This is a genomic window from Caproicibacterium amylolyticum (assembly GCF_014467055.1).
Lineage (GTDB): Bacteria > Bacillota > Clostridia > Oscillospirales > Acutalibacteraceae > Caproicibacterium > Caproicibacterium amylolyticum.
Map to the genome: position 1 here is coordinate 2,466,382 of NZ_CP060696.1, position 23,270 is coordinate 2,489,651.

The following is a 23,270-nucleotide window of genomic DNA, read 5'->3' on the forward strand; positions in this document are numbered from 1 at the left end:
TCATACTAAAAAACTTGAATTGCAATCTCAATGTTTCTGTTGTGGAGAAATCGTGTCACATAACTTTTGACCGCTGCACTTTTGATACTCTGCCAGATCAATTTTGTAAGTTGGAAGTTCCCTCAAGTGATACTGGAGATACTCCCAAAGCTCAGCATTATCGCGCTTGAAGCAGTTATTGATCCGATAATAAGTCCATTGTGCTTTTTTGAAGCTGTCAAGAATTCCGCAATTTTTTAAGGCGGTCAGATGACGTGAAGCATTGGACTGTGTCATTTTTAAGGATGCTTCAATTTCACACACGCACATCTCCCGTTCAAGCAGCAAAGAAAGAATCCGCAGTCGGCTTTCCTCCGACAGGGCTTTGAAAAATTCAACCATTTACAACTCCCTTCCTATGAGCTTTATATGTTTCTTTTGGCTGGATCGTAGCCAAATCCGGACATTGTCCTTATAAAATACCGTTCATTTTATTTATACTGTAGGAAATATCATCCCTATTTGAAACGCCGTTCATGTCATTAACACTTAAGGAAATATCATCCTTATTTGTAATTCCGTTCATGTTAATAATACTGAAAGAAATATCATCTCTGTATGAAACACCATTGAAGTTGTTAATACTCAAATCGTTTTTCATACCAAAATCCTCCTCCTTTCAGTTAAATAGGATTTACCTTTAAAGCTTTTATACTTAGATGCTCATATACGCATACTATATGTTCTCGTTGACTATTTGTTACAAGAACATAATACCGGTTTATTTCTCTGAATGTATTTTGCAGTAGTGCTTATGACCTCCCGAGAGATTATAAACTTTTTGAAATCCGTCGTTGATCAGGATGTTCTGCGCTGCGTTTCCGGTTACGCCCTTATTGCAGTAGGTAACCGTAATCGCGTCCTTATCCAACGACTCGGCCGCGGCTCTCACTTTGGCGTGGGGGATGCTCTTCGCGGTTTCAATATGATTCTTTTCATATTGAGCGGCAGCTCTGGCGTCGATCAGCGTATACTTTTGTCCCGACTGCACCAGGGTATCGAGCTCTTGCGCCGTAATCAGCGGCCTGCCCCTGTGAATGGCGTTGTCCAGGATCATGCCGGTGTACATCACCGGATCCTTTGTGGTGGAAAACGGCGGGGCATAGGCCAGATCGAGATGGAAAAGATCTTCCACTTTCGCCTTGAAGGTGATCGCTGTCACAAACACGTCGATTCTCTTGTCCACGCCCTCATACCCGACAATCTGGGCACCCAGGAGTCTGCCGCTCACGCGGTCGGCGATTCCCTTGATGACCATTTCCCGGCCGCCCATGTATTCCGGCCTGTTGGGCTTGATGTTGTGGCAAACCTGGACTTGATAACCCAAAGCAAGCGCCTCATGTTCGGAAAGACCGGTCTGCGCTACCGTCATATCAAATATTTTGAAGATTCCGGTACCGAGGATGCCTCTGAATTCCAGATCGCCGCCCGTCATGCTGTCACCGGCGATTCTGCCGGTCTTGTTGGCAGTGGAACCCAATGGCCGGTAAACCGGTTTCCCCGTCACCGTATGAAACTGCTCGATGCAGTCGCCGCAGGCATAGATCTCCGGCTGGCTGGTCTGCATCTTTGTGTTCACGCGGATCGCGCCGGAGACGCCGAGTTCGATCCCCGCCGCCTTCGCCAACACTGTGTTGGGGCGGACCCCGGCGGAGATCAGGACCAGATCCGCGGGAATCTCTTTGCCGTCCGATAGGATGACACCGCTTTCCGTGATCTCCACGACAGAAACGGCCGTTAGGACGGGAACGCCGTTCTTTTCGATATGGTCCCGTACATAGACGGCCATATCGCTGTCGAGCCCCGGCGTCACCTGCGGTAATTTTTCCAGCAGGGTCGCCTCCAGGCCGAGCTTTTTCAGATTTTCACACACTTCCAGCCCAATGAAGCCCGTCCCGATGATCGCCGCACGCTTCGGACGGTTTTCATCGATATAAACCTTGATGCGGTTCATGTCGTTGATATTGCGCAGGGTAAAGATATGTCGTCCGTCCGCGCCCTTGATCGGCGGAACAACCGCCTGCGCGCCGGTTGCGATCACCAGCTTGTCATACGAATCGGAAAACACCTCTCCGGTGGTAAGGTTTTTGACTTTCAGAACCTTTTGATCGGGGTTAATCGAGAGCACTTCATGACGGATCAAAATATCCACATTGTATTTACTTTTGAAAAACGCGGGATCGCGTGGGGTGAGTTCGTCTGCGTTTTCGACTTCGCCGCCGATGTAATAGGGCATACCACAGCCGGAATAAGAAATAAAGCTGTCCTTGTCATAGACGACAATTTCGGCGCTTTCGCTGTTCCTTCTTGCTTTTGCCGCTGCGGAAGTTCCGGCAGCAACTGCACCTATGATTATGATTCGCATTTTCCTGCCTCCTCGACATTATTACAGATACAATCCCGATGCTCCGATGTGATTTCGTCCCAGAATTTTTTTATGGCGGAAACCTTTTTGACGTTGATTGTATACCTCATCCAAGCTCCTTCGCGCCTGCCGTTCACAAGGCCGCAATCCGTCAGGATCTTCATGTGGTAGGAAAGAGTAGGCTGCGTGATCTTGAAGGATTCCAGTATGTCACAGGCGCACATTTCGCCGCAGGAAAGCATCTCGACGATCTTCAGCCGCGTTTCGTCGGACAGCGCCTTAAACACCGGGGCATATTCCGCGTGGGAATATCTCATTTTCTGTACACCTCCCAGTTTTGCGCAAGATAGACATGCATCAATTTCATTCAAATTCATCTATATTATATACTTATATCGATGAATGTCAATATGTCGGAGAAAAATTTTTATAAAATAGAACCCAAGGCGGCAAGCTGTTTCTGCGGCCTTGGGTTTAATTTAGTTCAGTTCCAGGTTACCCATTGCTTTTTACTGGTGCTGGCTTACTTTCCCTCTCTAAAATATCAGTTAATATTTCTACAGCACCTCTGACATATTGCTCACAGAGCTGATGATGCTCCGGTTCTCCCCATTTTACTGATCTCGTCAGCACACGGCAGCAGGTAGCTTTATATCTTTTTTTAAACTCATTATGCAATTCCTGAGTTAAGGAAAACACCTCATCTACATTGCCTTCTGTACTTGTTCTGCCTTTCACGGCGCTTAAAACCATCACTGCACCTGTCAGCGAGCCACAGCAGCATTTCGACGCACCTAAACCTGCGCCAAATCCGGTTGCCATTTTTATGGCAGTGTCATTCAATCCCAGGCCAAGCTCCTTATTAAAAACCTGAAGAATTGCTTCCGAACAATAGAGCCCATTTCTGAATAGATCAACGGCTTGGGTGGCCAACACTTCTTTTTGTAATGTCATTGCTGTTGCTCCCCTCTAAATTAAAGTAATCGGATATGTAATATATATTATGATACAGTATAAAGTCAATATCGATGATTGTCAGTATCTTTAAATCGAAAAATCGAATTTATAAATATTTTTAGAACTGGTAAATGCCTGACAAGAAAAGGAGCTTCACGAATTTTGTTCGTGAAGCCGCCTTCTGACTAATTCGACGATTTCGGAAATCTCCTGCTCCAGCATTCCATCCGGCAATATTCCTCATAATCGGAGTTGCTTTCCCTTGGAGTTACCGCGACGATGATCAGTAAAGTTATGAAAAGAAGAACCATTTTATGCCACTGCTTTCTACTTGAAATAGATTGATTCAGCCAACAGCTTTGCTTCTGCGCTCCATTAAAACGACGTCATGCCATTTTTCATTTGACATCTGTCCTAATCTTTCTCTGAAGCCAAGCTCCCGAAACTCGCATTTCTGATGTAATTCTCGGCTGTGGGTATTTTCTTTGATGATTCCGGCTTGCAAAGACCAGAAACCTTCTTTTTCCGACTGCTGAATTAAATTTTTCAGGAGTTTAGTTCCTATGCCCTGATGTTTATATTCCGGATCGATGTATATGCTGACTTCGGCTACTCCCGCATAGACACATCTGCTGGAGGTTGGGGATAAAGCTGCCCATCCCAAAATCACATCATTGAATCGTGCAATAAAACGGCAGGAATTCAGATGGCTTTGATCCCACTCCTTCCAGCTTGGAACGTCTCTTTGGAAAGTTGCGATCCCGGTTTTGATGCCTGCCGAATAGATGGTAGAAACCTGAGGCCAGTCGGCCGGTTCCATCTTCTCAATCGTAAAGTCCATTTCAAAGCCTTTCTCTATTTATATGTCTTTACATGTGCGCCCGCAAAAGCACCGTCCAAGGCATCTTCGTTTAGGTGGGAGTAAATCTCACCAAGTTCCTTTTCTTCCGCAATACTTCGGATGATTTCTTTTGTATAGATATTGACAGGCGTAATTTCTACGTTTGTAAAGCCGACTTTTTTCAGAATTCGTTCATATTCTGCGACGCTCAATGCCCCGGAAATGCAGCCGACCCACATTTGGACGCTTTTGCGAATCTCATCCGGAACGGCTTTCAGTTCAACAATATCAGCAATCGCAAGTCTTCCGCCCTTTTTCAAGACCCGATAAGCCTCTCTCAGAGCGACTTCCTTGTTCTCAGTCAGGTTGATTACACAGTTCGATGTAACAACGTCAACAGATTCGTCTGGCAGTGGAATATTCTCAATGTATCCTTTAATAAATTCAACATTTTTCGCGCCGATCTTCTCCTTATTGCGATTCGCCAGTTCCAGCATTTCGTCGGTCATATCCAATCCATAGGCTTTGCCTGTTTCGCCCACAAATTTTGCGGAAATCAGCACGTCTATCCCGCCGCCGCTGCCCAAATCCAGCACCGTTTCACCCTTTTGCAGGTTTGCAAGGGCAACCGGATTCGCGCAGCCCAACGAGGCCCGGATCGCTTCTTCCGGCAATCCGGCAACATATTCTACAGAATACAGATCATTCGATATATCACCGCAGCAAGACCCGCCACCGCAACAGGAACTTTTTGCGGTTTCAGACACTTTTTTTGCAATATCGCCGTAATGCTCCTTGATTTCTTCCCGAATGTTCTTCGACATAAAGATAGCCTCCTTAAAATTAGCAATAAAATCATTTCCGATTAACAGCATTTGTTGCGTTGCGCCGCGTCCGCCAGGAGCTTCAAGCTTTCCAGCACCTGACTTCTTTTATCCTCTGGAATGGAACCGAATATCCCTTTGTAGTAGCTCTCCATGCTTTTTTCAATATTCCGGAATACATCTTTGCCCTTTTCTGTCAACTGAATTGTAACATATCTCCTGTTTTCAGCATCCAGTTCCCGCACCGCTAAATCCGCTTCCACAAGGTTATTGACAGTCCGGCTCATGGTACTTTTGTCCACGCCCAATAAGTCGGCAAGGTCCACCAGTGATATTTTTTCTTTCCGGCCAATTTCGACAATGGCGTGACATTGCGTGATCGTAACGCCGCAGCAAGAGGCATCGCCTTTTTCCAGGATGCCTAAGTTCCTTACAAGCACCCGGATCAGCTCTCTCAGGATTGCGCTCCCTTGGTCAATCATTTCATCACCTCGTGCATATTCTATCATACAACAGTTGTATATTGCAATAGTTAAATAAAAATATTTGCCTACGTTGGGGGTAGGGAGTGGGGGCCAGCTTGCTACCTCTGCCGGCAAAAGACTATCTGCGGCGGCGTCCGGCGTTTTTCGGAAGAAGACCTGGAGTGGCTTGGTCTGGTTTTTTGCCTGAAAAACACCGGAATGCCAATCAAAAAGATCAGGGAATTCGTCGATCTGAGCCGCAGGGCGGAGCAGACTCTGCCTCAGCGCTGCGAAATTCTAATGGCACATAAAAGGGATGTGGAAGGTCGCATCGCCTCCATGAAAAGCAATTGGCCAAAGTGAACCAGAAAATTCAATGTTTCAGTTCCCAGTCCAAGGCTTTCTGTGTCAGCGGTAAAACCCAAAGGCCGTTGGTTTAAATTCTGCCTCCGCAACCAAACAGAAGGGGCTGTTGCAAAATGGCCCTTTTTCCTATGTCCGGGGCAAAGGCGAAAAATTGCTTTTTGCCCTATACCCGGCAAAAAGCGGCCCTTTTGCGGCGATTCTGCCCCACACGCTGGAGCAGTCCGCGAGGGGCCGTTTATTTTAAAAGCGCTATAGCAGTTGCTTTCTCTCATTGAAGAAGGTCCGGTAAGAGAGAAAGCAGGCCATAAATGAGGAAATCGCCGTCGTAGACAGCAGCATGAATGTCACCATGATCTGGTACCGGATTGCCATGAGCGGGGATGTGCCGGCAAGGATCAGCCCCGTCATCATGCCGGGAAGGGAGACGATTCCCAGCGTCTTCGTGGAGTCGATGGTGGGAACCATCCCCGTGCGGATCGAGTCCCGGAGAATATCCATCGAAGCCGGAAGAAGGTCCGCGCCCAGCGAAAGCTTGATTTCCACTTCGTTCCTCCGGCTTTTGAAATCGCCGGTGAGCTGCCGGTAGCACAGGCCGATGGCGACCATGGCGTTGCTGATGATCATGCCGCTGATCGGAATGATCTGATTCGCCTCGTACCGCACCGCGCCGGAGAGGACCAGGACGGAAAGCGTGGCGCCTGCGCCGACTAAAATGGAAAGGAAAGAAATCAGAATTCCGTTTTTGATCCCTTTTCCCCGCTTGGCCGCGTTAAAGGCCGCGTTAAAGATCATGAAGAGCACAATCAGCGTCGTGACGGCCGGGTTGCGGAGTCTGAAGATAAATTGAAGGACATATCCCACCGCAAAGAGCTGGATGACCGCCCGTATGACGCTGATGAGGGTCTCTTTTTCCAGCCTAAGTTTCTGAAAATAGGAAAACAGCAGAGAGACGAGAACTAACGAAGACGCCATCAGAAGAGAGGCGTCGCTGATATTCGCACCGTTCATTTGATTTCCTCCGATGATTGGATTCGGCCGTTTTCCAGAGGCAGCAGCCGGCTGGCGTATTTCCGGCTCTGGGCGGTGTTGTGGGTGACCCACAGGACCGTGACGCCCTTCCGGTTCAGCCGGAGGATTTCTTTTTCAATCAGTTCCGTGTTCTCGGCGTCGAGTGCGGAAGTCACTTCGTCCAGCAGCAGAATTTCCGGTTCGAAAAGCAGCGTGCGGATCAGGGAGATCCGCTGTTTTTCCCCTCCCGACAGCCCTTTGACCTCATGCGAGAGGTAGCTTTCGTCCAGATTGAAGCGGGCGAGCAGCGAAACGATTTTTTCCCGGTCGATCTTCCGGTCCCTGACGCGGTAGGGAAACGCGACGTTGTCTTCCACCGTATTCCCCCAGAGGACCGGCTCCTGAAAGCAGTAGCTGATTTTTTTCCGCAGCCCGATCGGATCTTCCTGAAGCATATCCTTCCCATGGAAGAAGATTTTTCCTTCCGTCGGGCTGATCAGATGGCAGCACAGCCGTAAAAAGGTACTCTTCCCGCTTCCGGAGGGGCCGACGATGGAGACAAAGTCGCCGGCTGAAAACTGTGCCGAAACGTCTTTGAGAATCTCTTTTCCGCCCTGCCGGTAGGAAACATCCCGGAATGTGAGCTGTTCCAATGCTTTCACCTCAAGATCAAGACTTTCCGCGGCGGCAGCGGCCGCTTTTTCTGAAAATTTCCTCCTGTTCCGGCTTCAATCCGAACGGTCCGCCGCTTTCCGCCCTTTCCCGGAGCGGAGGATGACAGCGATCAGCAGGGCGGAGACGATGCCCAGAACGCCGCCGAACCAGAACGGCGCGTCGGAGCCCCAGACATTCCACATCCCGCCGGCGATTATGGAGGAAAACAGGAGGCCGAAGCCCTGCAGCATGCCGTAGACGCCGAGCACGGTCCCCTTATATTCCGCCGGCGACGCCTCCGCGATCAACGCCCGTTCCGCCCCGCTGATAAAGGCGGTATAAGCGCCGTAGGCGACGAACAGGATCAGCAGGGAGACTTTCGACGTCAGCAGGGCAAACCCCAGATAGACCAGGCCGTAGATCAGATAGCCGGGGATCAGGACCCTGCTTCTGCCGAACCGGTCCGACAGCCGGCCGGCCGGGATCGCCAGAATGGACGCGGAAACGTTGAAAATCAGATAGAGCAGCATCACCTCGGAGGTGGAAAACCCGCGCGACTGCGCCTTGAGCAGCAAGAAGGCGTTGGAAGAGTTGCCGAGGCAGAAAAGGAAGAGAACGGCGAAATACCATTTCAGTCTTGCGTCCAGTTTCAGGCCCCGAAAGGCCAGCCTCCGCTGTTTTGGGGCGGCTCCCTTTTCCTCCCGGATCAGCGGGATGATCGTCACGGCGACGACGCCCGGAATGACGGACCAGAGGAACGCCGAGCGATATTTCATTCCGATGGCGATAAACAGGAAAGCAAAAAGGGCCCCGAGCGAAGACCCCGCCATATCGAGCATCTTATGTAAACCGTAGGAACCGCCCAGTTTCCCTTTTTCGCTCGACTGCGCCACCAAAGCGTCGCGCGGGGCGGTCCGGATCCCCTTGCCGGTGCGGTCGATCACCCGCGCCGCCAGCACGCCGCCCCACGAGCCGGCTATCAGAAGGACGAACTTATAGAGCACGGAGGCGGAATATCCGAGGAAAGCCAACCGTTTTTTATTTTGATATCGATCCCCGATGTAGCCGCTCGCCACTTTCAGAAGGGAAGCGACGCTTTCCGCAACGCCTTCGATCACGCCGACGATGGCCGGCGTCGCCCCGAGAACCGCCGTCAGGTACAGAGGAATGATCGGGTAGATCATTTCCGTACTCATATCCATAAAAAAGCTGACCAGCCCGATCAGAAAAATATTGGAAACGATTATCATCTTTTTTTTCGACAAAACAAACGCCCCCGTATTCGTGCCGCATACTCCCGTACTTTCCTTCAAAACAAAAGCCGACCGCGCCGGCACAAATCCGCCGTCATGCCGCCGTGAAAACAGAGAATTACAAATTTATCTTATGATAGCGCAAATACTGAATAAAGTCAATGTATAACGGAATATAATCATATGATAAGCGTACTTAGTGCCAACATCAATTACAATAGTGGAAAATTGAAAGAGCAAAGCCGGTTTGCCCGCCGAAGATGCCGGAAAGGCGTTGGAAAAGATTAAAAATACCGCCAGATTACCGTTAAGTTCTTTCATAGTGAATTTAATTTCCATTCGGCTTGCCATTTTAGGTTGGAAGTATTATACTATATTCCGCAGACGGTTCGGGAGGAGGAACAACATGGACAACGACATCTTAAATCTGAGTCAGGCATCGGAATTTTTGGGAATCAGCGAAAAGACGCTGATTAAACTGCTCCGGGAGGAGCATATCCCCGCCCGGAAAATCGGCCGCGAATGGCGCTTCAGCCGGGAAGCGCTGGTCCGCTGGCTCGCCGCCGGGGATTCGACGAACTATATCAACCAAAACGAGCGGTACATGGTTTCCGAGGACACGCCCGGCAAATCCCTCGACCTGCTCGACGGCATCGGAAGCAGACTGGACTCTCTGCGAAAAAACGGAAACCGCATCCAGGCGCTGCTGCCGGAGCTCGGCAGGGACGTCACGATCCCGCGGGAAGCCACTCTGCGCGTCAGCTATAAGCAGCAGCGGGAAGTCGAAAAGCTGGAGTTCAAAATTTTCTGGAGCCTGCGCGAAGAATGCAAACTGGAAGCAAATCAGAAATTCAAAGCGATTCCTCAAAAGAAAGATCGATAATACGCCCGCTCGGGCCGTGCGGATATCCGCCCCGGCTCAGGCCCAATGCAGCGATCTGCCGGCTTGTCCGACGGGTTCGCTGCTTTTTCCATGCCTTCACCCGGGAATCCGCACATGCCGGAAAACGGGCATTCTGTTTTTTGCGATTCCCTGCAACTTTTTTCCGTCCGCTGCGTGTAATAAGCAGAGTCAAAAGGCGGTGAGGGTTTGAATGAGCGTTCTTTGATTTTGAAGGCTCAAAAAGGGGAAAAGGAAGCGTTTCAGGACCTGATCGTCTTTTATTATCCCTACGTCTCAAAATTCCTTTTCAAGCTGACGAACGATTCTTCCCTCAGCGAAGACCTGACGCAGGACACATTCGTGAAGCTGATTCGGGGCATCGACCGATTCGACGTCCGCAAAAAAACTGCTTTTTCCACTTGGGTAATGACAATCGCCAAAAACTGCTATCTTGATTTTCTAAGGCGGAGCAAGCCGGAAACACTGAGCTTTGAGGAGCAGGACTTGCCGTCTTCCTTCGATGTGCAGGACAGGGTGCTGAACCGTATGCAGGCGGAAAAACTAAAAAAGGCGCTGGAAAGTCTGCCGCCCGAGCAGGCCGCCGCCATCCGGTTGAAATACTGCGAACAGCAAACGCTTCGGGAAATAGCCGATCGGTTCTCCTGCGACCCAAAAACAGTGAAAAGCCGCATCCACAACGGCATGACCAAATTGAGGAAAAAGCTGAAAAGGGGGCTTTTGTTATAAAACAGGATAAAAATGTGATTCTGTCCAGGCTGGATAGCGAGATCGATAGAAAATGTCTTGAAATCTGCCGGCGGCGCAGGGATCGTGCTCTGCGCGCCGCCTTCGTCGTCGCCTGTTGCCTGTTTCTTCTGCTCCCTGGATTGCTCGTCTTTCTCGGAGTCAGTCTCTGGAGTTTCTGCATTCCGTCCGTCCTGTTCCTTTCCGTCGGCTTTTGCCTACTGTCCCCGCTGATTTTCAGCAGGAAATCGGGAGGTTCCGAAAATGAATCACTTTGACGCTGCCATCAAAAAATTCAATTTCAAGAAAGCGGTGACCGTTTACCTGGTCCTTGCGGTCCTGGCCGGAATCCTGTCGGCCGGCTTTCTGGTCCATACTTTCCGGGACAGGATCGTCCTTGCCCAAGGGTACCGCAGAGTGAGCGAACAGGCAATCGGCATGAAGAGCGGATACGAGGGATTAAAGCCCGAGCTGAATCAATTGGCGGCTTCCTCGCCGGATCTGGTGGACATTTTGATTTTGGACGGACAAAACCGGATTTTGTTCGCCGCAAAGCATTCGGATTTGTCAAAGGAAGGTTCTCTGAACCTTGTGGAGAAACCGGATGGCCAAAATCGTTATTTCACGGATGCGACGAATCCGAACCTGCATTTCCGCTTGCTGGACGGCGGTAGGCTGAAAGCCTCGAAAGAACTGCTCGGAATCGACGAAGAGGCGGAGCAGGAGATGCAGGATCGCTCCTTTTATAAAAAGCAAGACCGGCAGCAGAAAAACTATCTGCTCTCTTACCTGGCGGACGAGCCGGGCGGCGGAAAAATTTATTTTATCAGCAGCGCTCAGCCGGTCCCGCGCGGCGAATTCTATCTGAAGGCCGCAGCCGCCCTCGCCGTCCTTTCCTTCATGGTTTACTGGGTCCTTCTGGCCCTCTGGGTTTACGCGCAGGCCCTCAAGGCCCGGATGGACGCGGCGGTATGGGGGATCGCCACGCTTTTTACCAATCTGGCCGGATGGCTCGTTTTTCTTTTGTACCGGCAAAGCCGCCAGACCTGTTACCGGTGCGGAGCCGTGCAAAACAAAGACAACGCCTACTGTACCTGCTGCGGGGCGAAACTCGGAAAAATATGTCCTCGGTGCCATATGCCGGGGAGCGAAGACGACCGGTACTGCAAACACTGCGGCAGCGCACTGGATGGAGGAGAGTAGGGACGGGATGAATAAACGCATCATATGGCTTGTGGTGATGCCGGTCATTTTATTTGCGATGCTCGCTGTATGTATCTATGCCGGAATCACTATTCGCTTTGAAGGATGGTTTTATGGGGAAGCAGTGGAAAATATGTCACCCGTTTTGACTGCAATGATGAAGGTGATCACCCATCTCGGCGATCCAATTACTGTAATTGTGTTCTGCCTGTCACTGTTTCTCGCACCAAAAACGAGGAGAACCATCGCACTGCCTACTTCGGCGGTAGTGATAATGTCCGGTGTGTTCAACGTCCTCCTGAAGCAGATTTTCGCGAGGGGACGCCCGAATGTCCTCCGGCTGATCAGCGAAACGGGCTACAGCTTTCCCAGCGGCCATGCGATGATCAACGCGTCGCTCTATGTCATGCTGATCTTGATGATCATCCGGTATCTTGGAAGTTTTTCCCGAAAACTATTTCTTTCTTCCCTGTGCATCGCCTTGGCGGGCCTGATCGGATTCAGCCGAGTCTATCTGGGCGTCCACTATGCGAGCGATGTTCTGGGCGGCTGGCTGTTCGGGGCCGCCATATCCCTGCTGGTTTACTCGCTTTGGAACGGCAGACAAGCAAAGATTAAAAACTCGGATTTTTGAAAGGAAGTTCAAAATGCAGGAATGGGTCATCCATATTATGAACCAGTACGGATACGTGGGGATAGCACTGCTGATCGCAATCGAGAACCTGTTTCCTCCCATTCCGTCCGAGCTGATCCTGACTTTCGGCGGCTTCATGACCACTTACACCAGCATGAACATCTGGATCGTCACCTTGTCCGCCACCATCGGGTCGGTGGCCGGGGCAATCGTCCTTTACGGCGTCGGACGGCTGCTTCCGGCCGAGAAAATGGACAGGTTCATCGGGAAATGGGGACATGTCCTCGGGCTGAAAAAAGGGGATGTGGAACGGGCGGATAACTGGTTTAATCGGCGCGGTGCCTCCACCGTCTTTTTTTGCCGGTTTATTCCATTAGTCCGAAGCCTCATCTCCATCCCTGCGGGGATGGCGCGGATGCGCAGAGGCAGGTTCCTTTTGTACACTATCCTCGGCTCCGCAATTTGGAATGTGGTTCTGGTGCTGCTGGGCGCTTTTGCCGGAGCCGGCTGGGAACGCGTCAGCCAATCCATGAATCTCTATACCTACATTGCTCTCGCCGTGATGGCGGTCGGAGGGGTCGGTTTTGTTGTTTGGATTTCTAAAAAAAGGAAAAATCAAAAATAGGTTTTCTCTCAGGATCCGCCATAAAATTCATGATAGGAATCTTATATTTTTGTTTTTAATCACTTGACGTGAGTAAATGAATATGATAAAATATCTTTCATCTCTCTGCGCTGCATTTAATCTACAGTACAAACTGAGCAGGCGATAAACCCGATATTGGGTTTATGGGGCTGGGCCTCGCGGCAACAGGTTGATCAGAACCTGTGGGACAGTATGTTGTCTCACAGGTATTTTTGTACCCTTTTGAGGCTGCAGCTGTATCTTTGCAATGCCATAGAGCTGTCGCATAAATGCTGAGAAGCATGATGGAGGTAACTTTTATGACAGAACGAAAGAAAACCATAAATCCAACCGGCCTGACAACGGCGGAAGCCGTGCAACGTCAAAAGCGATTCGGCAGGAACGAATTGATTCCGAAAAAGAAAAAGAATGTTCTTCAAGAGATTTTGAAAGCCTTGTCGGAACCTATGTTTTTGCTGCTCATCGTGACGGCGGTCATCTATTTTTTGCTGGGTGAGCCGCGCGACGGAGTTGTTATGCTGATCTTTGTATCGGGTATGATCAGTATCGATGTGATTCAGGGCTGGAAAACCGACAAGACTCTGAACGCCTTAAAGGATCTCGCGGCGCCGCGCATTACGGTGCTGCGGGACGGAGCGGAGCGGCGGATCGACAGCGCCGATCTTGTCCCGGAGGATATCATGCTGATTGCCGAAGGCGACAAGATCCCGGCGGACGGGGAGATCCTTCAGGCGAACGATTTGTGCGTCGACGAGTCGTCCATGACGGGCGAAGCGGAAGGCGTTTGGAAGGTCGCGCTCGGGACCGCCGATGCAGACGGCGGGCACTGGCGGCGCGACCACTGCTACGCGGGGACTCTTGTGACGCAGGGAAGCGCGCTGGTCCGCGTGGATCAAATCGGCAAAGCCACCGAGTTCGGGAAAATCGGTACAAATGTCGTCGGCGCACCGGAAGCCCCGTCGCCGCTTCAGAGGCAGACCCGCGGGCTCGTGAAGCTTTGCGCGGTTATTGCGGCGGTCCTGTTTGTATTGGTAGGCTGCTTCACCTGGCTGAATATCCCGGACCACCAATTTACCGACAGGCTGATCGAAAGCATCCTTTCCGGCGTCACGCTCGCCATGGCCATGATCCCGGAAGAGTTCCCGGTTATTTTGACAGTCTTCCTTTCCATGGGCGCATGGCGGCTTGCAAAAAAGCATTCGCTGATGCGCAGGCTGGCTTCCGTGGAAACGCTCGGCGCCGTGTCGGTTCTTTGCGTTGATAAGACCGGCACCATTACGATGAATCAGATGACCGTATGCGATACGTGGACAGAGGAAAACAAAGAGCGGGACCTCTGCGCGGTCATGGGGATGGCCTGCGAACCGGACGCATATGACCCTATGGAAAAGGCCATGATTTCGTATTGTGAAGGCAGGGGCCTGTCCAGGGATTTCCTGTTCGGCGGCAAGCTGATTCGGGAATATTCCTTCACTCATGAGGCAAAAATGATGGGCCATGTCTGGAGACGCGGCAATGAAATCCTGATCGCCGCGAAAGGCTCGCCGGAAAAGGTCCTCGCTTTATGTAATCTCAATTCGGACGAACGGGACAAAGCGCAGGAAAAAGCCGCCGATATGGCGGCACGCGGGCTCCGCGTGATCGCGGTTGGCAGAATGGACGTTGGAACGGCGGGCGAAGTTCCCGCTTCTTTGGCCCAATGCCGCCTTCAGTTCTGCGGATTGGTTGGCCTTGCGGATCCTCCGAGGGAATCCGTAAAAGCGGATATCCTCCGCTGCAGGAAGGCAGGCGTCCGCGTTGTGATGATTACGGGCGACAACGGCATCACGGCAGGCGCGATCGCGAAGCAGATCGGCATGCCATGCGGGAAATCCGTCACTGGCGACGAGATCGACCGGATGACGGATGAGGAACTTCAGAGACGTGTCCGTTCCGTCAGCATTTTTTCCCGCGTCGTCCCGGAGCATAAGATGCGCATCGTGAAGGCTTTCAAGGCAAACGGCGAGATCGTGGCAATGACGGGCGACGGGGTCAACGACGCCCCCGCGCTCAAATATGCCGATATCGGCATCGCGATGGGAAAGCGCGGTTCGGAGGTGTCCCGCGAAGCCGCCGATCTCATCCTGCTTGACGATAATTTTTCGACGATTGTGGATACCATCAGGGACGGCAGGCGGATTTACGACAACATCAAAAAAGCGGTCGGATATGTGTTCACGATTCACATTCCAATCGCGTTTTCCTGTCTGTTGGCCCCTCTTCTGAAAGTAAATCCGGCGAACCTTATGTTACTGCCCATCCATGTCGTCCTTTTGGAACTGATTATCGACCCGACCTGCTCCATCATTTTTGAACGGCAGCCCGCGGAACAGAATGTGATGGAACGCGATCCCCGTGATCCGAAAGAAAAACTGATGAGAGCGAAAGGTCTCTTCAGAAGCATTCTGCAGGGGCTGACGGTTTTTGCCTCTTCTTTTGGAACCTATTATACGGTTCTTATGGCAGATCCAGCCGTAAACGCTCCGGTTGCCCGTGCAATGGGCCTTTCCATTATTTTTCTAAGCAATCTGCTTTTGGTTCTGGTCAACAGTTCCCAAACGGATTTTGCATTCCAGTCATTCCACCGTCTGATCAAAGACAAGGTGATGTGGGCGGCCTTTGCGGGAACCATTTCCATGCTTGTCCTGCTCTTATACACTCCGCTTTCAGCCTTTGTGAAGCTGGCTCCGCTGACCGGACCGGAAGCGATCGCCGTAATCGTGATGTCGGCGGCGTCGGTACTTTGGGTCGAAATCGTAAAACTTGTAAAACATCTGAGAAAGAATTAACAGTAAAATCAGAACGGCCGTGACATCCCCAATGGATTTCATGGCCGTTCAAGTTTGTCGGTTCCCTGAAATGCCCGGAATCAAACCAGTTCATCATACGGATCGACGTCATATTTTAGCAATAGCCTGGTAAGATGCTCCGCGTGCCCTTTTTCGTCGTCAATCACGGCCTGCAAGGTGGTGCGGATATCCCGATATGGATATTTTGGCAGCTGCGCTTCATACAGAATCACGGCCTCGAGTTCTCCCTTGATATCGTCCCGGATATCGTTCAGAATGGCCGCACCGCCGGACTGGGAATGGGAGAGCGACACCGGTGTCTGGGGCCCGGGGTTGTCGTCCTTATGAGCTAAAAACTGTTTATACTGCTCCGGATCATATTTGCGGAGCAGCTTCAGCACCCAGCCGTAATGCTGCTTTTCGTCGAGCATAATACTGTGCCAGGCATCGTTTATTTCAGAAATGTCCGAGTTGGCGATGTGGGTTTGGTAACCGTTAATCGCGATGATTTCACTGATCAGGATTTCCCTGAGTTTATCCGTAAACTTCTGTGCCGTGCCCTGCGGCTGTCCGTTCGGATGCGTATAGCTCATGATAATCCTCCGCCTTTCATATAAATCTGCCTTCAGCCGCTGAGAGCCTCTCCCTTTTAGCCTCAAAATTGGACAGGCAGGAATAGCGTACAGTAGGCTGATCCTGCCTTAGTCATCTGTTCAAATCTTTTTCTGCATCATTATTCCAATGGGACTTGGGCCCGAATTCAAATACTCCAAAGCGCTTGATGATACCGTTATTTTATGTCCCTGTTGCTATTGCGTCGTCTTTCGTTTTGTGAACGGTTCCCCAAGGATGTTGGGGAGGTGCATAAATCGAATATACTTTTAAGGGTACGGTGCCTACATTGACGACGTTATGCCATGTCCCGGCTGGTATGACAATGGCATCGCTTGGCCCGACTCGCTTTTGAAAATTCATATTGTCTCTCCGGTTTCCGAACTTCGCAAGCCCTTCGCCCTGCTCGATGCGGATAAACTGGTCAACATCAGGGTGCATTTCCAAGCCGATATCATCGTTCACACGAATGCTCATCAGCGTAAGCTGCAGATGATTCCCTGTCCAGAAAGCGGTACGGAAGGTATTGTTTTGCTCCGTAACCGCTTCAATATTCACTACTATTGGTATGGGGCCATAGTCTCTTAATTCTTCATCAGGCATATCTTCCGATCCTCTCCCGTTGATTTTAACCCATAATATGAATTATCTGCCGGAAAAGTGCTTTTCAAAACGATATGGGTTTCGAGCGTTGTTCCATGTTATTGCCGCGCGATTGGCTCAGTTCGTTTCAATCTGTTCCGCTGAGGGGAACGGAAACCTTGCTTAGACCCAATAAACCTGTAGACGGAAATTCATCCCCAATATTTGCATCTTTAAATGAATCATTATGCTTGAGCCAAGGCATTGGAAACTGCATCCATAATGCCCCTGCTGCTGTATGTCGCGCCGGATACAGCGTCCACTTCCGCTGTCTGGTTGCTGATGATTTCATTGGAAACCATTGTGTACGCAGCATTGAAAAAGCTCGGAGCATCCTCGCTGGAATCCACTTGGATTGCAGTAATTTTCCCGCCTGAAACTTCGACCGTCACCGTCGTTGTTCCTCCCCGAAATCCGGCGCCAAATCCATGATAAGTACCGTCCTTATACCGGCCCCGACGACTGAGCGGAAAGTGTATGGACATAGACATAAAAGAAAGCACAGCATCCGGCCGGCAAAATATACGGCCAGTTGGGCGTGGATCACGCTCCAGTCCTGCCGCCTGCCGGTCAATTTTTTCGTGATGTCCATCATGGCCAGATACAGCATCTTGAGCAGGCTGTCATCCGTCGGAAAGACCGATTTCGCCTTCGTCACCTTTCGGAGCTGCCGGTTGAAGCCTTCAATAACATTGGTGGTGTAGATCAGCCGGCGCACCCCCGCCTCATTTCAGCTAAACTAATACCTGTATCATTATTTTTTGATATGCGTTATACATAGATCAAACATCATTTTAATATGTGCATCATTCAGTGAATAATAAGCGATTTTCCCGTCACGCCTGTATTTAATTAAGTGGGTTTGCCGTAACGATTTTAGATGATGCGAAATAGCAGGCTTCGACATATTCAGCAAAGCTGCAATATCACACACGCACATTTCAGAAAGCATAAGCGCATTTATAATTTTTAGGCGTGTAGGATCGCTGAGTACTTTAAATATACCAGCCATATTATACAAAGTATCATCGTCAGTTATTTCTTTTTTCACTTTATCTAATATATCCTGATGAACAATAGTGATATCACACATTGCATTTTCTTGATCTGTCATGTTTTCGTGGTTTTCAGACATTATAGCCACCCTTTCATATAAACAATATAAGATATAATCATAAAAAGATTCATATTTTTTTCGTATTCAGAGCTCTCATTGCGTTAACAACTGCAATCAGAGCAACCCCCATATCTGCAAACACGGCCGCCCACATGGAAGCTAACCCCAATGCTCCTAATACGAGGAATATGGCTTTAACTCCTAATGCAAACACGATATTCTGAGATACAATGTTTCTCGTTCTTTTCGCAATTTTTATCGCTGATGCTACTTTATGAGGTTCATCAGTCATAATCACTACATCTGCGGCCTCAATCGCAGCGTCCGAGCCCAAGCCTCCCATAGCGATACCGATGTCGGCTCTTGCAAGTACCGGCGCATCGTTAATTCCATCACCAACAAATACAATCTTTCCCTTGTGAGATTTTTGGGCTTCCAGGGATTCAACTTTTTCAACTTTATCGGCGGGTAACAGTTCAGAATAAACCTTGTCTAAACCTAATTCCTTGCCGATATTGTCTGCCACCTTCTTCAAGTCGCCAGTAAGCATAACTGTTTTTCTAACGCCAAGCGCTTTCAACTCTTTAATTGTTTTTGCAGAGTCTTCTTTCACCTCATCTGAAATTATGATACTGCCCGCATACTTTTTGTCTATGGCCACATGTACTACTGTGCCTAACGTATCCACATCAGTGTATTGGATGTTTTCACTGATCATTAATTTAGTATTTCCAACGAGTACTTCCTTTCCATTGACATTGACCTTAATTCCATGTCCCGCTATTTCCTGATAATTTTCAATTTTATATTTATCAATTTCAGCATGATAAGCAGCTATAATTGAAAGTGCAATCGGATGATTTGAATAGCTTTCAGCATATGCCGCATATTTGATCAGTTCATCCTCTGTATAACCGTTTTCAGAAATCGCTTTTGTAACCTTGAATACACCTTTGGTTAAAGTCCCCGTCTTATCAAAAACAACTGCTTCAACATTGTTCAATGCTTCAAGGTAGTTGCCGCCTTTTACTAATATTCCCTTTTTTGAAGCTCCCCCAATTCCCCCAAGGAATCCCAATGGTATTGAAAGCACTAACGCGCAGGGGCAGGAAACCACCAAGAATACTAACCCTCGGTAAATCCAGTCAGAGAAGGATGCTCCTGGAATAACCAAAGGCGGAATAATTGCTAATGCCAATGCTCCAAATACAACAACCGGAGTATAGTAACGCGCAAATTTTGTTATAAATTTTTCAGTTGGCGCTTTTTTGTTGCTGGCATTCTGTACTAAATCCAAGATTTTTGAAACTGTAGATTCTCCGAATCCTTTTGTAACTTCAATAGTCAAAACGCCATTCTTATTTACAAACCCGCTCAAAGCATCACTTCCGGGTTTTAACTCACGTGGAACGGATTCTCCGGTCAATGCCGCTGTATCAACCATTGAAGTGCCTTCTATGACCTTGCCGTCAAGAGGAATTTTTTCTCCCGGTTTTACTACGATCTTATTACCGATATTTACTTCATCAGGAGATACTTTTTTGAGTTCTTCGCCAACCTGTAAATTTGCATAATCAGGTCTTATATCCATTAATTCACTGATTGACTTTCTGGAATTATCCACGGCCATATCCTCGAATAATTCCCCAACCAGATAGAACAACATAACGGCGACGCCTTCCGGATACTCTCCAACAAAGAAGGCACCGATTGTAGCAACACTCATCAGGAAGTGCTCACTGAATACCTGACCTCGTACGATCCCCTTTATTGCGCTTAAAACAACTTTTCTGCCAACAATGATATAGCTTATTAAAAATATGGTAAGTTCAAGCCAGTTTTGAAATTTAAAAATCAATCCAACAACAAATAAAGTTCCTCCAATCACCAGTTCGACTATCTCTTTTTTATGCCCTTCTTCATCGTCGTCATCTTTTTCTTCTATTTTAGATTTAGAAGGATTTTTCACTAAAGCAATTTTCACATCCGGTTCTATTTTTTTTACGATGCTTTCTATCTTCTCCACTAACATAGGAACATTGGTATTCGACTCAGCTTCCCAAGTAAGTCTCTTAGAAACATAATCTACTGAAGCGAACTTAATCCCTTCAATGTTTTTAATTTCTGTTTCTATTTTTGCGGCACAGTTGGCGCAGTCCAACCCATTAAGCATAAATACCTTCGTCGACATGGATAAGCCCCCCTAATATAACGATTAAACGATTGCTTAATCGTTATATTATCATTATCATAAATTATTGTCAATAGAAAAAAAAATATTCCGGATCTGTTGGATGCCGTGTTTGTGGTTGAAAATCCTGGCCCACCGTTCGTAGCCGATGCCTTTTCCGGCGCGGAGTTTGGCCCGAATGTACACCAGCAGATTGACTCGTTTTCCCGGCGCGGATCTGATGACTTTATTGCGCGGCTTGTGTACCTTTTCCCGGAGAGTACGGCTCGAAGCACTGCTGGCCTGCAGCCAGCCGGATGGAGAAATCATCGCCGACCCGCGAACGGTATTTGCTGAACTGGATCCCCCAAAAGAGGCACCAACTACGGGAGCCGTCGTAACAACCCGCTTCGGGAAGCGGGGGTGGAAATACAGAATGTGGCATCGGTTTCCACCATCAGCGATGTTCTGCGCGCGCTCAAAAGCAAATATCTGACACCGGATGTGCCGGACATTCAGGAGCAATGAAAAACTTAGCGCGACACCAATTGATTCTGTCAAGGTGACGGCGTTTTTGACGCTTACTTAAAAACAGTTTTTATCCCCGCTGCAATGAATACTGGTGAACCGCTCCGGTTCCGTTCTGGCGGTTTACAAAGAACAGATGCTCGTTTTTGTGGAATCTGCCGCTCATCTCGTTACATACGCCAGAGAAAAGAACAAGGGAATTATTCTGATTGACCCGGATACAGCGGAGGTTACTCCCATACCGGTGAAAGAAAGGAAGAAAGAAAAATAAACCTTTCCGCTTGTCTTTTCTCTGATTTAGATCTGCTTAGAGTAGGAGGTTCGCTTTCATGGTTCACCATGAACCGTTCCACGGTTCACCTGTGGGCAGACTTTCTTCTTGGCAGAGCAGATACTTTTTCAGCGTTTACCTTATGTGATACAGATTGGAGGATTTTCCGCCGTTTTCGCGCCACCTCGGCTCTTTGCAGAGGTGGTCGCTTTTTTCAAGATCGGCGATAGCCCGTTTGACCGTGCTTTTGGACAGCTTCAGCTCCCGTGCGATGGTACCGATCGCCGGGTAGCATTTGCCGTCCTTATCGGCTCGGTCGCGCAGGTACATATACACGGCAACCGCGCGGTGAGGAAGCTCAGAAGCATACAAAGATGTAAAATACCCCACGACATATCACTCCTATTCGATGCGAACGGGATCTTTTCTTCGAGGAAAACCATTTATCTCCTGCGCAGGCGCATGCTCGATCCCACCGTGTGTACTGGGTTCACCTTCAGCTATGTCCGGGTCAACCGTATAAGCCGCATTCCTGCGGATGAGTTCTTCCTCCAGCTCGAACCGGTCGGCGTACTCCACCTTCCGGGCCGACTTTTCCTCAACCTCATAAGGCTTTCCGAAGGTGATACCCCAATCCTTAAACAGCTTGAGCCGGGTGCGCATTGGATAAGCGCCGGTTTTCGTCACAACGAATCTGCCCTTGGGCATGGATTTGAGTTCGTCCGGCGAAAGGAGCGGACGCTCGATCATTTCGAGGTTCTGCGAGCCGTCGCTTTTGCCTCGGTTAACGGTCCCGCTCATCACCGTTCGGGTTCCCAGCGATTTGGACAGGGTTTCCGCCGACTCGCTGTTGGGCGCGAAACCTCCGAAAATCGTGTCCTGGCAGTTATCCACGATGATGGCGGCGCCTTCTTTTCCGTAATTTTTCTCCAACTGAGCAAGGCTCTGGATGATGGCTGTTATAGACACCCGCCGTGAGCGACTGGATGAGAACATCATCTCGGCTGACTCTATTTTTGGAATGGTCCCTATCTCATCAAGGTACATCATGACACGGTTGGGCAGCTTCCCGCCGTGCTCGTCGGCCACCGAGAGGATTTCACGGTAAAGCTGTTGGACGATCAGCGAGATAATAAAATATTTCGTGTTATCTTCTTCCGGCATGACAAGAAAAACGGCGCTTTTCTCCGTGCAGAATTTTTCCGCGTCTATGGCGGTATCGAAGCACAGAACCTGCTCCAGTTCGGAATCCAGGAATGCGTTGAGCCTGGAAAGCGCCGTGGAAAGGACGCTCTGCATCGCCATATCCGCGCTGTTGAGCGCCGCGCCCGCGAACCATTTTGTCTTGTGGTCGTCCGGAAGATGCGCCATCAGCAACTGGAACAGAGTCCTGCCCTTCACGCCGCTCGGTGCGAGCAGGTCCTGAATCAGTTTGAAGACGGAGACGATGTGACGCTTCTTCGGAGGGCAGAATTCCGCGAGCAGAAGGATGACCGAGGTCAACAGACCTTCCGCCGCATCGTAAAAAAAGGCGTTCTGGCCTGCCGTGGCAATATCGAACCCGCCAGATCCGATGATGGTTTTCGCCGTAATCTTGGCATACTTCTCGGCTTTCGCCTTATACGCCAGGTTGGTATCGTCCCGTAGATAGGCGTCCATGTACCGGTTGACGAGATGATTCAGGTTAAATCCGTCGCTTTTGGTCGGATTGCGCAGATCAATCACGGCAACGTCGTAACCGTAACACTCTTTTGCGATCCCCCCATAATTGCGATACAGATCTCCCTTGGTGTCGGTCGTAAGAAAGCTCATGCCGGCCGCACAGGCGTATTCGAGGTTGGGATATAAAAAGTTTGCGGTTTTCCCTACGCCCGCAGCCCCGATCATGAGGCAGTGAATATCGTCGTCATCAACCAGCGCGTAGCCGTGTGGAGCGGTCCGGTCAAACAGCGGCGCTTTATGCCAGCCGATAATCAGGCCCTGTGCGGAAGGAAGGTTTTTGCCCTGCCGCCAGAGTTCCGGCTCAAAAGGGACTTCCGAATAGGTGTGCTTGATTTCGGATTTGGTCGCCCAACGGGCCGTACCGTGCTGGCCGTCGCCCACCGTCCGGGATTTGATGCCGTTGAGGGTATAGTAATGCGCCAGCAGGGACAGAAGCCCGATGACGGCGAACATCAGGAATCCGGCGATCAGCAGAGTGACAACCGGAGAAATAATCATA

24 protein-coding genes, 2 pseudogenes and 1 riboswitch are annotated in these 23,270 nt (G+C 49.7%); of the genes and pseudogenes, 7 read left to right on the forward strand and 19 right to left on the reverse strand.

The features are described 5' to 3' along the window. Nucleotides 1–27: 27 nt before the first annotated feature. From H6X83_RS11745 to H6X83_RS11780, 8 genes are all read right to left on the reverse strand, one after another. Nucleotides 28–381 (reverse strand): ArsR/SmtB family transcription factor, encoded by a 354-nt coding sequence (locus H6X83_RS11745; protein ID WP_212506661.1) that lies wholly within the window; start codon nucleotides 379–381, stop codon nucleotides 28–30. Between the two features lie 70 nt (nucleotides 382–451). After that, nucleotides 452–640, reverse strand: a complete 189-nt coding sequence (locus tag H6X83_RS11750) for a hypothetical protein (protein ID WP_212506662.1) — start codon at nucleotides 638–640, stop codon at nucleotides 452–454. Nucleotides 641–760: 120 nt separating this feature from the next. Then, nucleotides 761–2,404 (reverse strand): FAD-dependent oxidoreductase, encoded by a 1,644-nt coding sequence (locus H6X83_RS11755; protein WP_212506663.1) that lies wholly within the window; start codon nucleotides 2,402–2,404, stop codon nucleotides 761–763. Next, nucleotides 2,392–2,721 (reverse strand): ArsR/SmtB family transcription factor, encoded by a 330-nt coding sequence (locus H6X83_RS11760; RefSeq protein WP_212506664.1) that lies wholly within the window; start codon nucleotides 2,719–2,721, stop codon nucleotides 2,392–2,394. Before H6X83_RS11760 ends, H6X83_RS11755 begins: the two co-directional genes overlap by 13 nt. 178 nt (nucleotides 2,722–2,899) lie before the next feature. Then, nucleotides 2,900–3,358, reverse strand: a complete 459-nt coding sequence (locus H6X83_RS11765; RefSeq protein WP_212506665.1) for a C-GCAxxG-C-C family protein — start codon at nucleotides 3,356–3,358, stop codon at nucleotides 2,900–2,902. Between the two features lie 349 nt (nucleotides 3,359–3,707). After that, nucleotides 3,708–4,202 carry a GNAT family N-acetyltransferase gene (locus H6X83_RS11770; protein WP_212506666.1) on the reverse strand — a complete coding sequence of 165 codons (495 nt, stop codon included), beginning with the start codon at nucleotides 4,200–4,202 and terminating at the stop codon, nucleotides 3,708–3,710. Nucleotides 4,203–4,216: 14 nt separating this feature from the next. Beyond that, nucleotides 4,217–5,026, reverse strand: coding sequence for an arsenite methyltransferase (gene arsM, locus H6X83_RS11775; RefSeq protein ID WP_212506667.1), 810 nt, complete (start codon nucleotides 5,024–5,026; stop codon nucleotides 4,217–4,219). Between the two features lie 41 nt (nucleotides 5,027–5,067). Then, nucleotides 5,068–5,508: a MarR family winged helix-turn-helix transcriptional regulator gene (locus H6X83_RS11780; RefSeq protein WP_066648712.1), complete on the reverse strand. Its 441-nt coding sequence runs from the start codon at nucleotides 5,506–5,508 to the stop codon at nucleotides 5,068–5,070. Nucleotides 5,509–5,682: 174 nt separating this feature from the next. Between H6X83_RS11780 and H6X83_RS14605 the strand changes: the two genes are divergently transcribed. Continuing rightward, nucleotides 5,683–5,853 carry a MerR family DNA-binding protein gene (locus H6X83_RS14605; RefSeq protein WP_246419667.1) on the forward strand — a complete coding sequence of 57 codons (171 nt, stop codon included), beginning with the start codon at nucleotides 5,683–5,685 and terminating at the stop codon, nucleotides 5,851–5,853. Between the two features lie 252 nt (nucleotides 5,854–6,105). Here H6X83_RS14605 and H6X83_RS11790 read toward each other — a convergent pair whose 3' ends face one another. The 3 genes from H6X83_RS11790 to H6X83_RS11800 form a co-directional block, all read right to left on the reverse strand. Continuing rightward, complete coding sequence (locus tag H6X83_RS11790) at nucleotides 6,106–6,864, reverse strand: ABC transporter permease (RefSeq protein WP_066648709.1); 759 nt, start codon at nucleotides 6,862–6,864, stop codon at nucleotides 6,106–6,108. Next, nucleotides 6,861–7,517: an ABC transporter ATP-binding protein gene (locus tag H6X83_RS11795; protein ID WP_212506668.1), complete on the reverse strand. Its 657-nt coding sequence runs from the start codon at nucleotides 7,515–7,517 to the stop codon at nucleotides 6,861–6,863. The genes H6X83_RS11790 and H6X83_RS11795 overlap by 4 nt, the downstream gene beginning before the upstream one ends. A 75-nt stretch (nucleotides 7,518–7,592) precedes the next feature. Then, nucleotides 7,593–8,783 (reverse strand): MFS transporter, encoded by a 1,191-nt coding sequence (locus tag H6X83_RS11800; RefSeq protein ID WP_246419221.1) that lies wholly within the window; start codon nucleotides 8,781–8,783, stop codon nucleotides 7,593–7,595. Between the two features lie 394 nt (nucleotides 8,784–9,177). Between H6X83_RS11800 and H6X83_RS11805 the strand changes: the two genes are divergently transcribed. The 6 genes from H6X83_RS11805 to H6X83_RS11830 all read left to right on the forward strand — a co-directional run bounded on the left by H6X83_RS11805 (nucleotide 9,178) and on the right by H6X83_RS11830 (nucleotide 15,709). Further along, nucleotides 9,178–9,654 (forward strand): helix-turn-helix domain-containing protein, encoded by a 477-nt coding sequence (locus H6X83_RS11805; protein ID WP_212506669.1) that lies wholly within the window; start codon nucleotides 9,178–9,180, stop codon nucleotides 9,652–9,654. 207 nt (nucleotides 9,655–9,861) lie between these two features. Further along, nucleotides 9,862–10,401, forward strand: coding sequence for an RNA polymerase sigma factor (locus tag H6X83_RS11810; protein ID WP_066648699.1), 540 nt, complete (start codon nucleotides 9,862–9,864; stop codon nucleotides 10,399–10,401). Between the two features lie 261 nt (nucleotides 10,402–10,662). Then, on the forward strand, nucleotides 10,663–11,601 hold the full coding sequence (locus tag H6X83_RS11815) for a zinc ribbon domain-containing protein (protein WP_212506670.1): 939 nt from the start codon (nucleotides 10,663–10,665) through the stop codon (nucleotides 11,599–11,601). 7 nt (nucleotides 11,602–11,608) lie between these two features. Beyond that, nucleotides 11,609–12,235, forward strand: coding sequence for a phosphatase PAP2 family protein (locus H6X83_RS11820; protein WP_212506671.1), 627 nt, complete (start codon nucleotides 11,609–11,611; stop codon nucleotides 12,233–12,235). 13 nt (nucleotides 12,236–12,248) lie between these two features. Beyond that, nucleotides 12,249–12,860 carry a DedA family protein gene (locus H6X83_RS11825; RefSeq protein WP_212506672.1) on the forward strand — a complete coding sequence of 204 codons (612 nt, stop codon included), beginning with the start codon at nucleotides 12,249–12,251 and terminating at the stop codon, nucleotides 12,858–12,860. Between the two features lie 123 nt (nucleotides 12,861–12,983). Then, nucleotides 12,984–13,074: riboswitch (NiCo riboswitch) on the forward strand. A 106-nt stretch (nucleotides 13,075–13,180) separates the two neighbouring features. Next, nucleotides 13,181–15,709 (forward strand): cation-translocating P-type ATPase, encoded by a 2,529-nt coding sequence (locus H6X83_RS11830; protein ID WP_212506673.1) that lies wholly within the window; start codon nucleotides 13,181–13,183, stop codon nucleotides 15,707–15,709. Nucleotides 15,710–15,789: 80 nt separating this feature from the next. Here H6X83_RS11830 and H6X83_RS11835 read toward each other — a convergent pair whose 3' ends face one another. The 8 genes and pseudogenes from H6X83_RS11835 to H6X83_RS11870 form a co-directional block, all read right to left on the reverse strand. Beyond that, the gene (locus H6X83_RS11835) at nucleotides 15,790–16,302 is read right to left on the reverse strand and encodes a ferritin-like domain-containing protein (protein ID WP_212506674.1); all 513 of its coding nucleotides are present in this window, start codon (nucleotides 16,300–16,302) and stop codon (nucleotides 15,790–15,792) included. A gap of 202 nt (nucleotides 16,303–16,504) precedes the next feature. Continuing rightward, a pseudogene (locus H6X83_RS11840) lies at nucleotides 16,505–16,912 on the reverse strand (cupin domain-containing protein); the annotation flags it as partial. A 236-nt stretch (nucleotides 16,913–17,148) separates the two neighbouring features. Continuing rightward, the gene (locus tag H6X83_RS11845; RefSeq protein WP_066648666.1) at nucleotides 17,149–17,355 is read right to left on the reverse strand and encodes an FMN-binding protein; all 207 of its coding nucleotides are present in this window, start codon (nucleotides 17,353–17,355) and stop codon (nucleotides 17,149–17,151) included. Nucleotides 17,356–17,554: 199 nt separating this feature from the next. Then, nucleotides 17,555–17,681, reverse strand: a pseudogene (locus tag H6X83_RS14610) (transposase); the annotation flags it as partial. A gap of 36 nt (nucleotides 17,682–17,717) precedes the next feature. Next, nucleotides 17,718–18,098, reverse strand: a complete 381-nt coding sequence (locus H6X83_RS11855) for an ArsR/SmtB family transcription factor (RefSeq protein WP_212506675.1) — start codon at nucleotides 18,096–18,098, stop codon at nucleotides 17,718–17,720. 49 nt (nucleotides 18,099–18,147) lie between these two features. Beyond that, nucleotides 18,148–20,271, reverse strand: coding sequence for a heavy metal translocating P-type ATPase (locus H6X83_RS11860; protein WP_212506676.1), 2,124 nt, complete (start codon nucleotides 20,269–20,271; stop codon nucleotides 18,148–18,150). Between the two features lie 913 nt (nucleotides 20,272–21,184). Further along, the gene (locus H6X83_RS11865) at nucleotides 21,185–21,439 is read right to left on the reverse strand and encodes a helix-turn-helix domain-containing protein (RefSeq protein WP_212506677.1); all 255 of its coding nucleotides are present in this window, start codon (nucleotides 21,437–21,439) and stop codon (nucleotides 21,185–21,187) included. 12 nt (nucleotides 21,440–21,451) lie between these two features. Next, complete coding sequence (locus H6X83_RS11870; RefSeq protein ID WP_212506678.1) at nucleotides 21,452–23,269, reverse strand: VirD4-like conjugal transfer protein, CD1115 family; 1,818 nt, start codon at nucleotides 23,267–23,269, stop codon at nucleotides 21,452–21,454. Nucleotide 23,270 lies beyond the last annotated feature (1 nt).

Excerpts from the sequence above, each read along its gene's own strand:
- H6X83_RS11750 (WP_212506662.1), bottom strand. The coding sequence starts at position 640 with ATGAAAAACGATTTGAGTATTAACAACTTCAATGGTGTTTCATACAGA.
- H6X83_RS11755 (WP_212506663.1), bottom strand. The coding sequence starts at position 2,404 with ATGCGAATCATAATCATAGGTGCAGTTGCTGCCGGAACTTCCGCAGCG.
- H6X83_RS11830 (WP_212506673.1), top strand. The coding sequence starts at position 13,181 with ATGACAGAACGAAAGAAAACCATAAATCCAACCGGCCTGACAACGGCG.
- H6X83_RS11820 (WP_212506671.1), top strand. The coding sequence starts at position 11,609 with ATGAATAAACGCATCATATGGCTTGTGGTGATGCCGGTCATTTTATTT.
- arsM (WP_212506667.1), bottom strand. The coding sequence starts at position 5,026 with ATGTCGAAGAACATTCGGGAAGAAATCAAGGAGCATTACGGCGATATT.
- H6X83_RS11805 (WP_212506669.1), top strand. The coding sequence starts at position 9,178 with ATGGACAACGACATCTTAAATCTGAGTCAGGCATCGGAATTTTTGGGA.
- H6X83_RS11860 (WP_212506676.1), bottom strand. The coding sequence starts at position 20,271 with ATGTCGACGAAGGTATTTATGCTTAATGGGTTGGACTGCGCCAACTGT.
- H6X83_RS11835 (WP_212506674.1), bottom strand. The coding sequence starts at position 16,302 with ATGAGCTATACGCATCCGAACGGACAGCCGCAGGGCACGGCACAGAAG.
- H6X83_RS11770 (WP_212506666.1), bottom strand. The coding sequence starts at position 4,202 with ATGGACTTTACGATTGAGAAGATGGAACCGGCCGACTGGCCTCAGGTT.
- H6X83_RS11765 (WP_212506665.1), bottom strand. The coding sequence starts at position 3,358 with ATGACATTACAAAAAGAAGTGTTGGCCACCCAAGCCGTTGATCTATTC.
- H6X83_RS11825 (WP_212506672.1), top strand. The coding sequence starts at position 12,249 with ATGCAGGAATGGGTCATCCATATTATGAACCAGTACGGATACGTGGGG.
- H6X83_RS11815 (WP_212506670.1), top strand. The coding sequence starts at position 10,663 with ATGAATCACTTTGACGCTGCCATCAAAAAATTCAATTTCAAGAAAGCG.
- H6X83_RS11780 (WP_066648712.1), bottom strand. The coding sequence starts at position 5,508 with ATGATTGACCAAGGGAGCGCAATCCTGAGAGAGCTGATCCGGGTGCTT.
- H6X83_RS11790 (WP_066648709.1), bottom strand. The coding sequence starts at position 6,864 with ATGAACGGTGCGAATATCAGCGACGCCTCTCTTCTGATGGCGTCTTCG.
- H6X83_RS11760 (WP_212506664.1), bottom strand. The coding sequence starts at position 2,721 with ATGAGATATTCCCACGCGGAATATGCCCCGGTGTTTAAGGCGCTGTCC.
- H6X83_RS11855 (WP_212506675.1), bottom strand. The coding sequence starts at position 18,098 with ATGTCTGAAAACCACGAAAACATGACAGATCAAGAAAATGCAATGTGT.
- H6X83_RS11870 (WP_212506678.1), bottom strand. The coding sequence starts at position 23,269 with ATGATTATTTCTCCGGTTGTCACTCTGCTGATCGCCGGATTCCTGATG.
- H6X83_RS11745 (WP_212506661.1), bottom strand. The coding sequence starts at position 381 with ATGGTTGAATTTTTCAAAGCCCTGTCGGAGGAAAGCCGACTGCGGATT.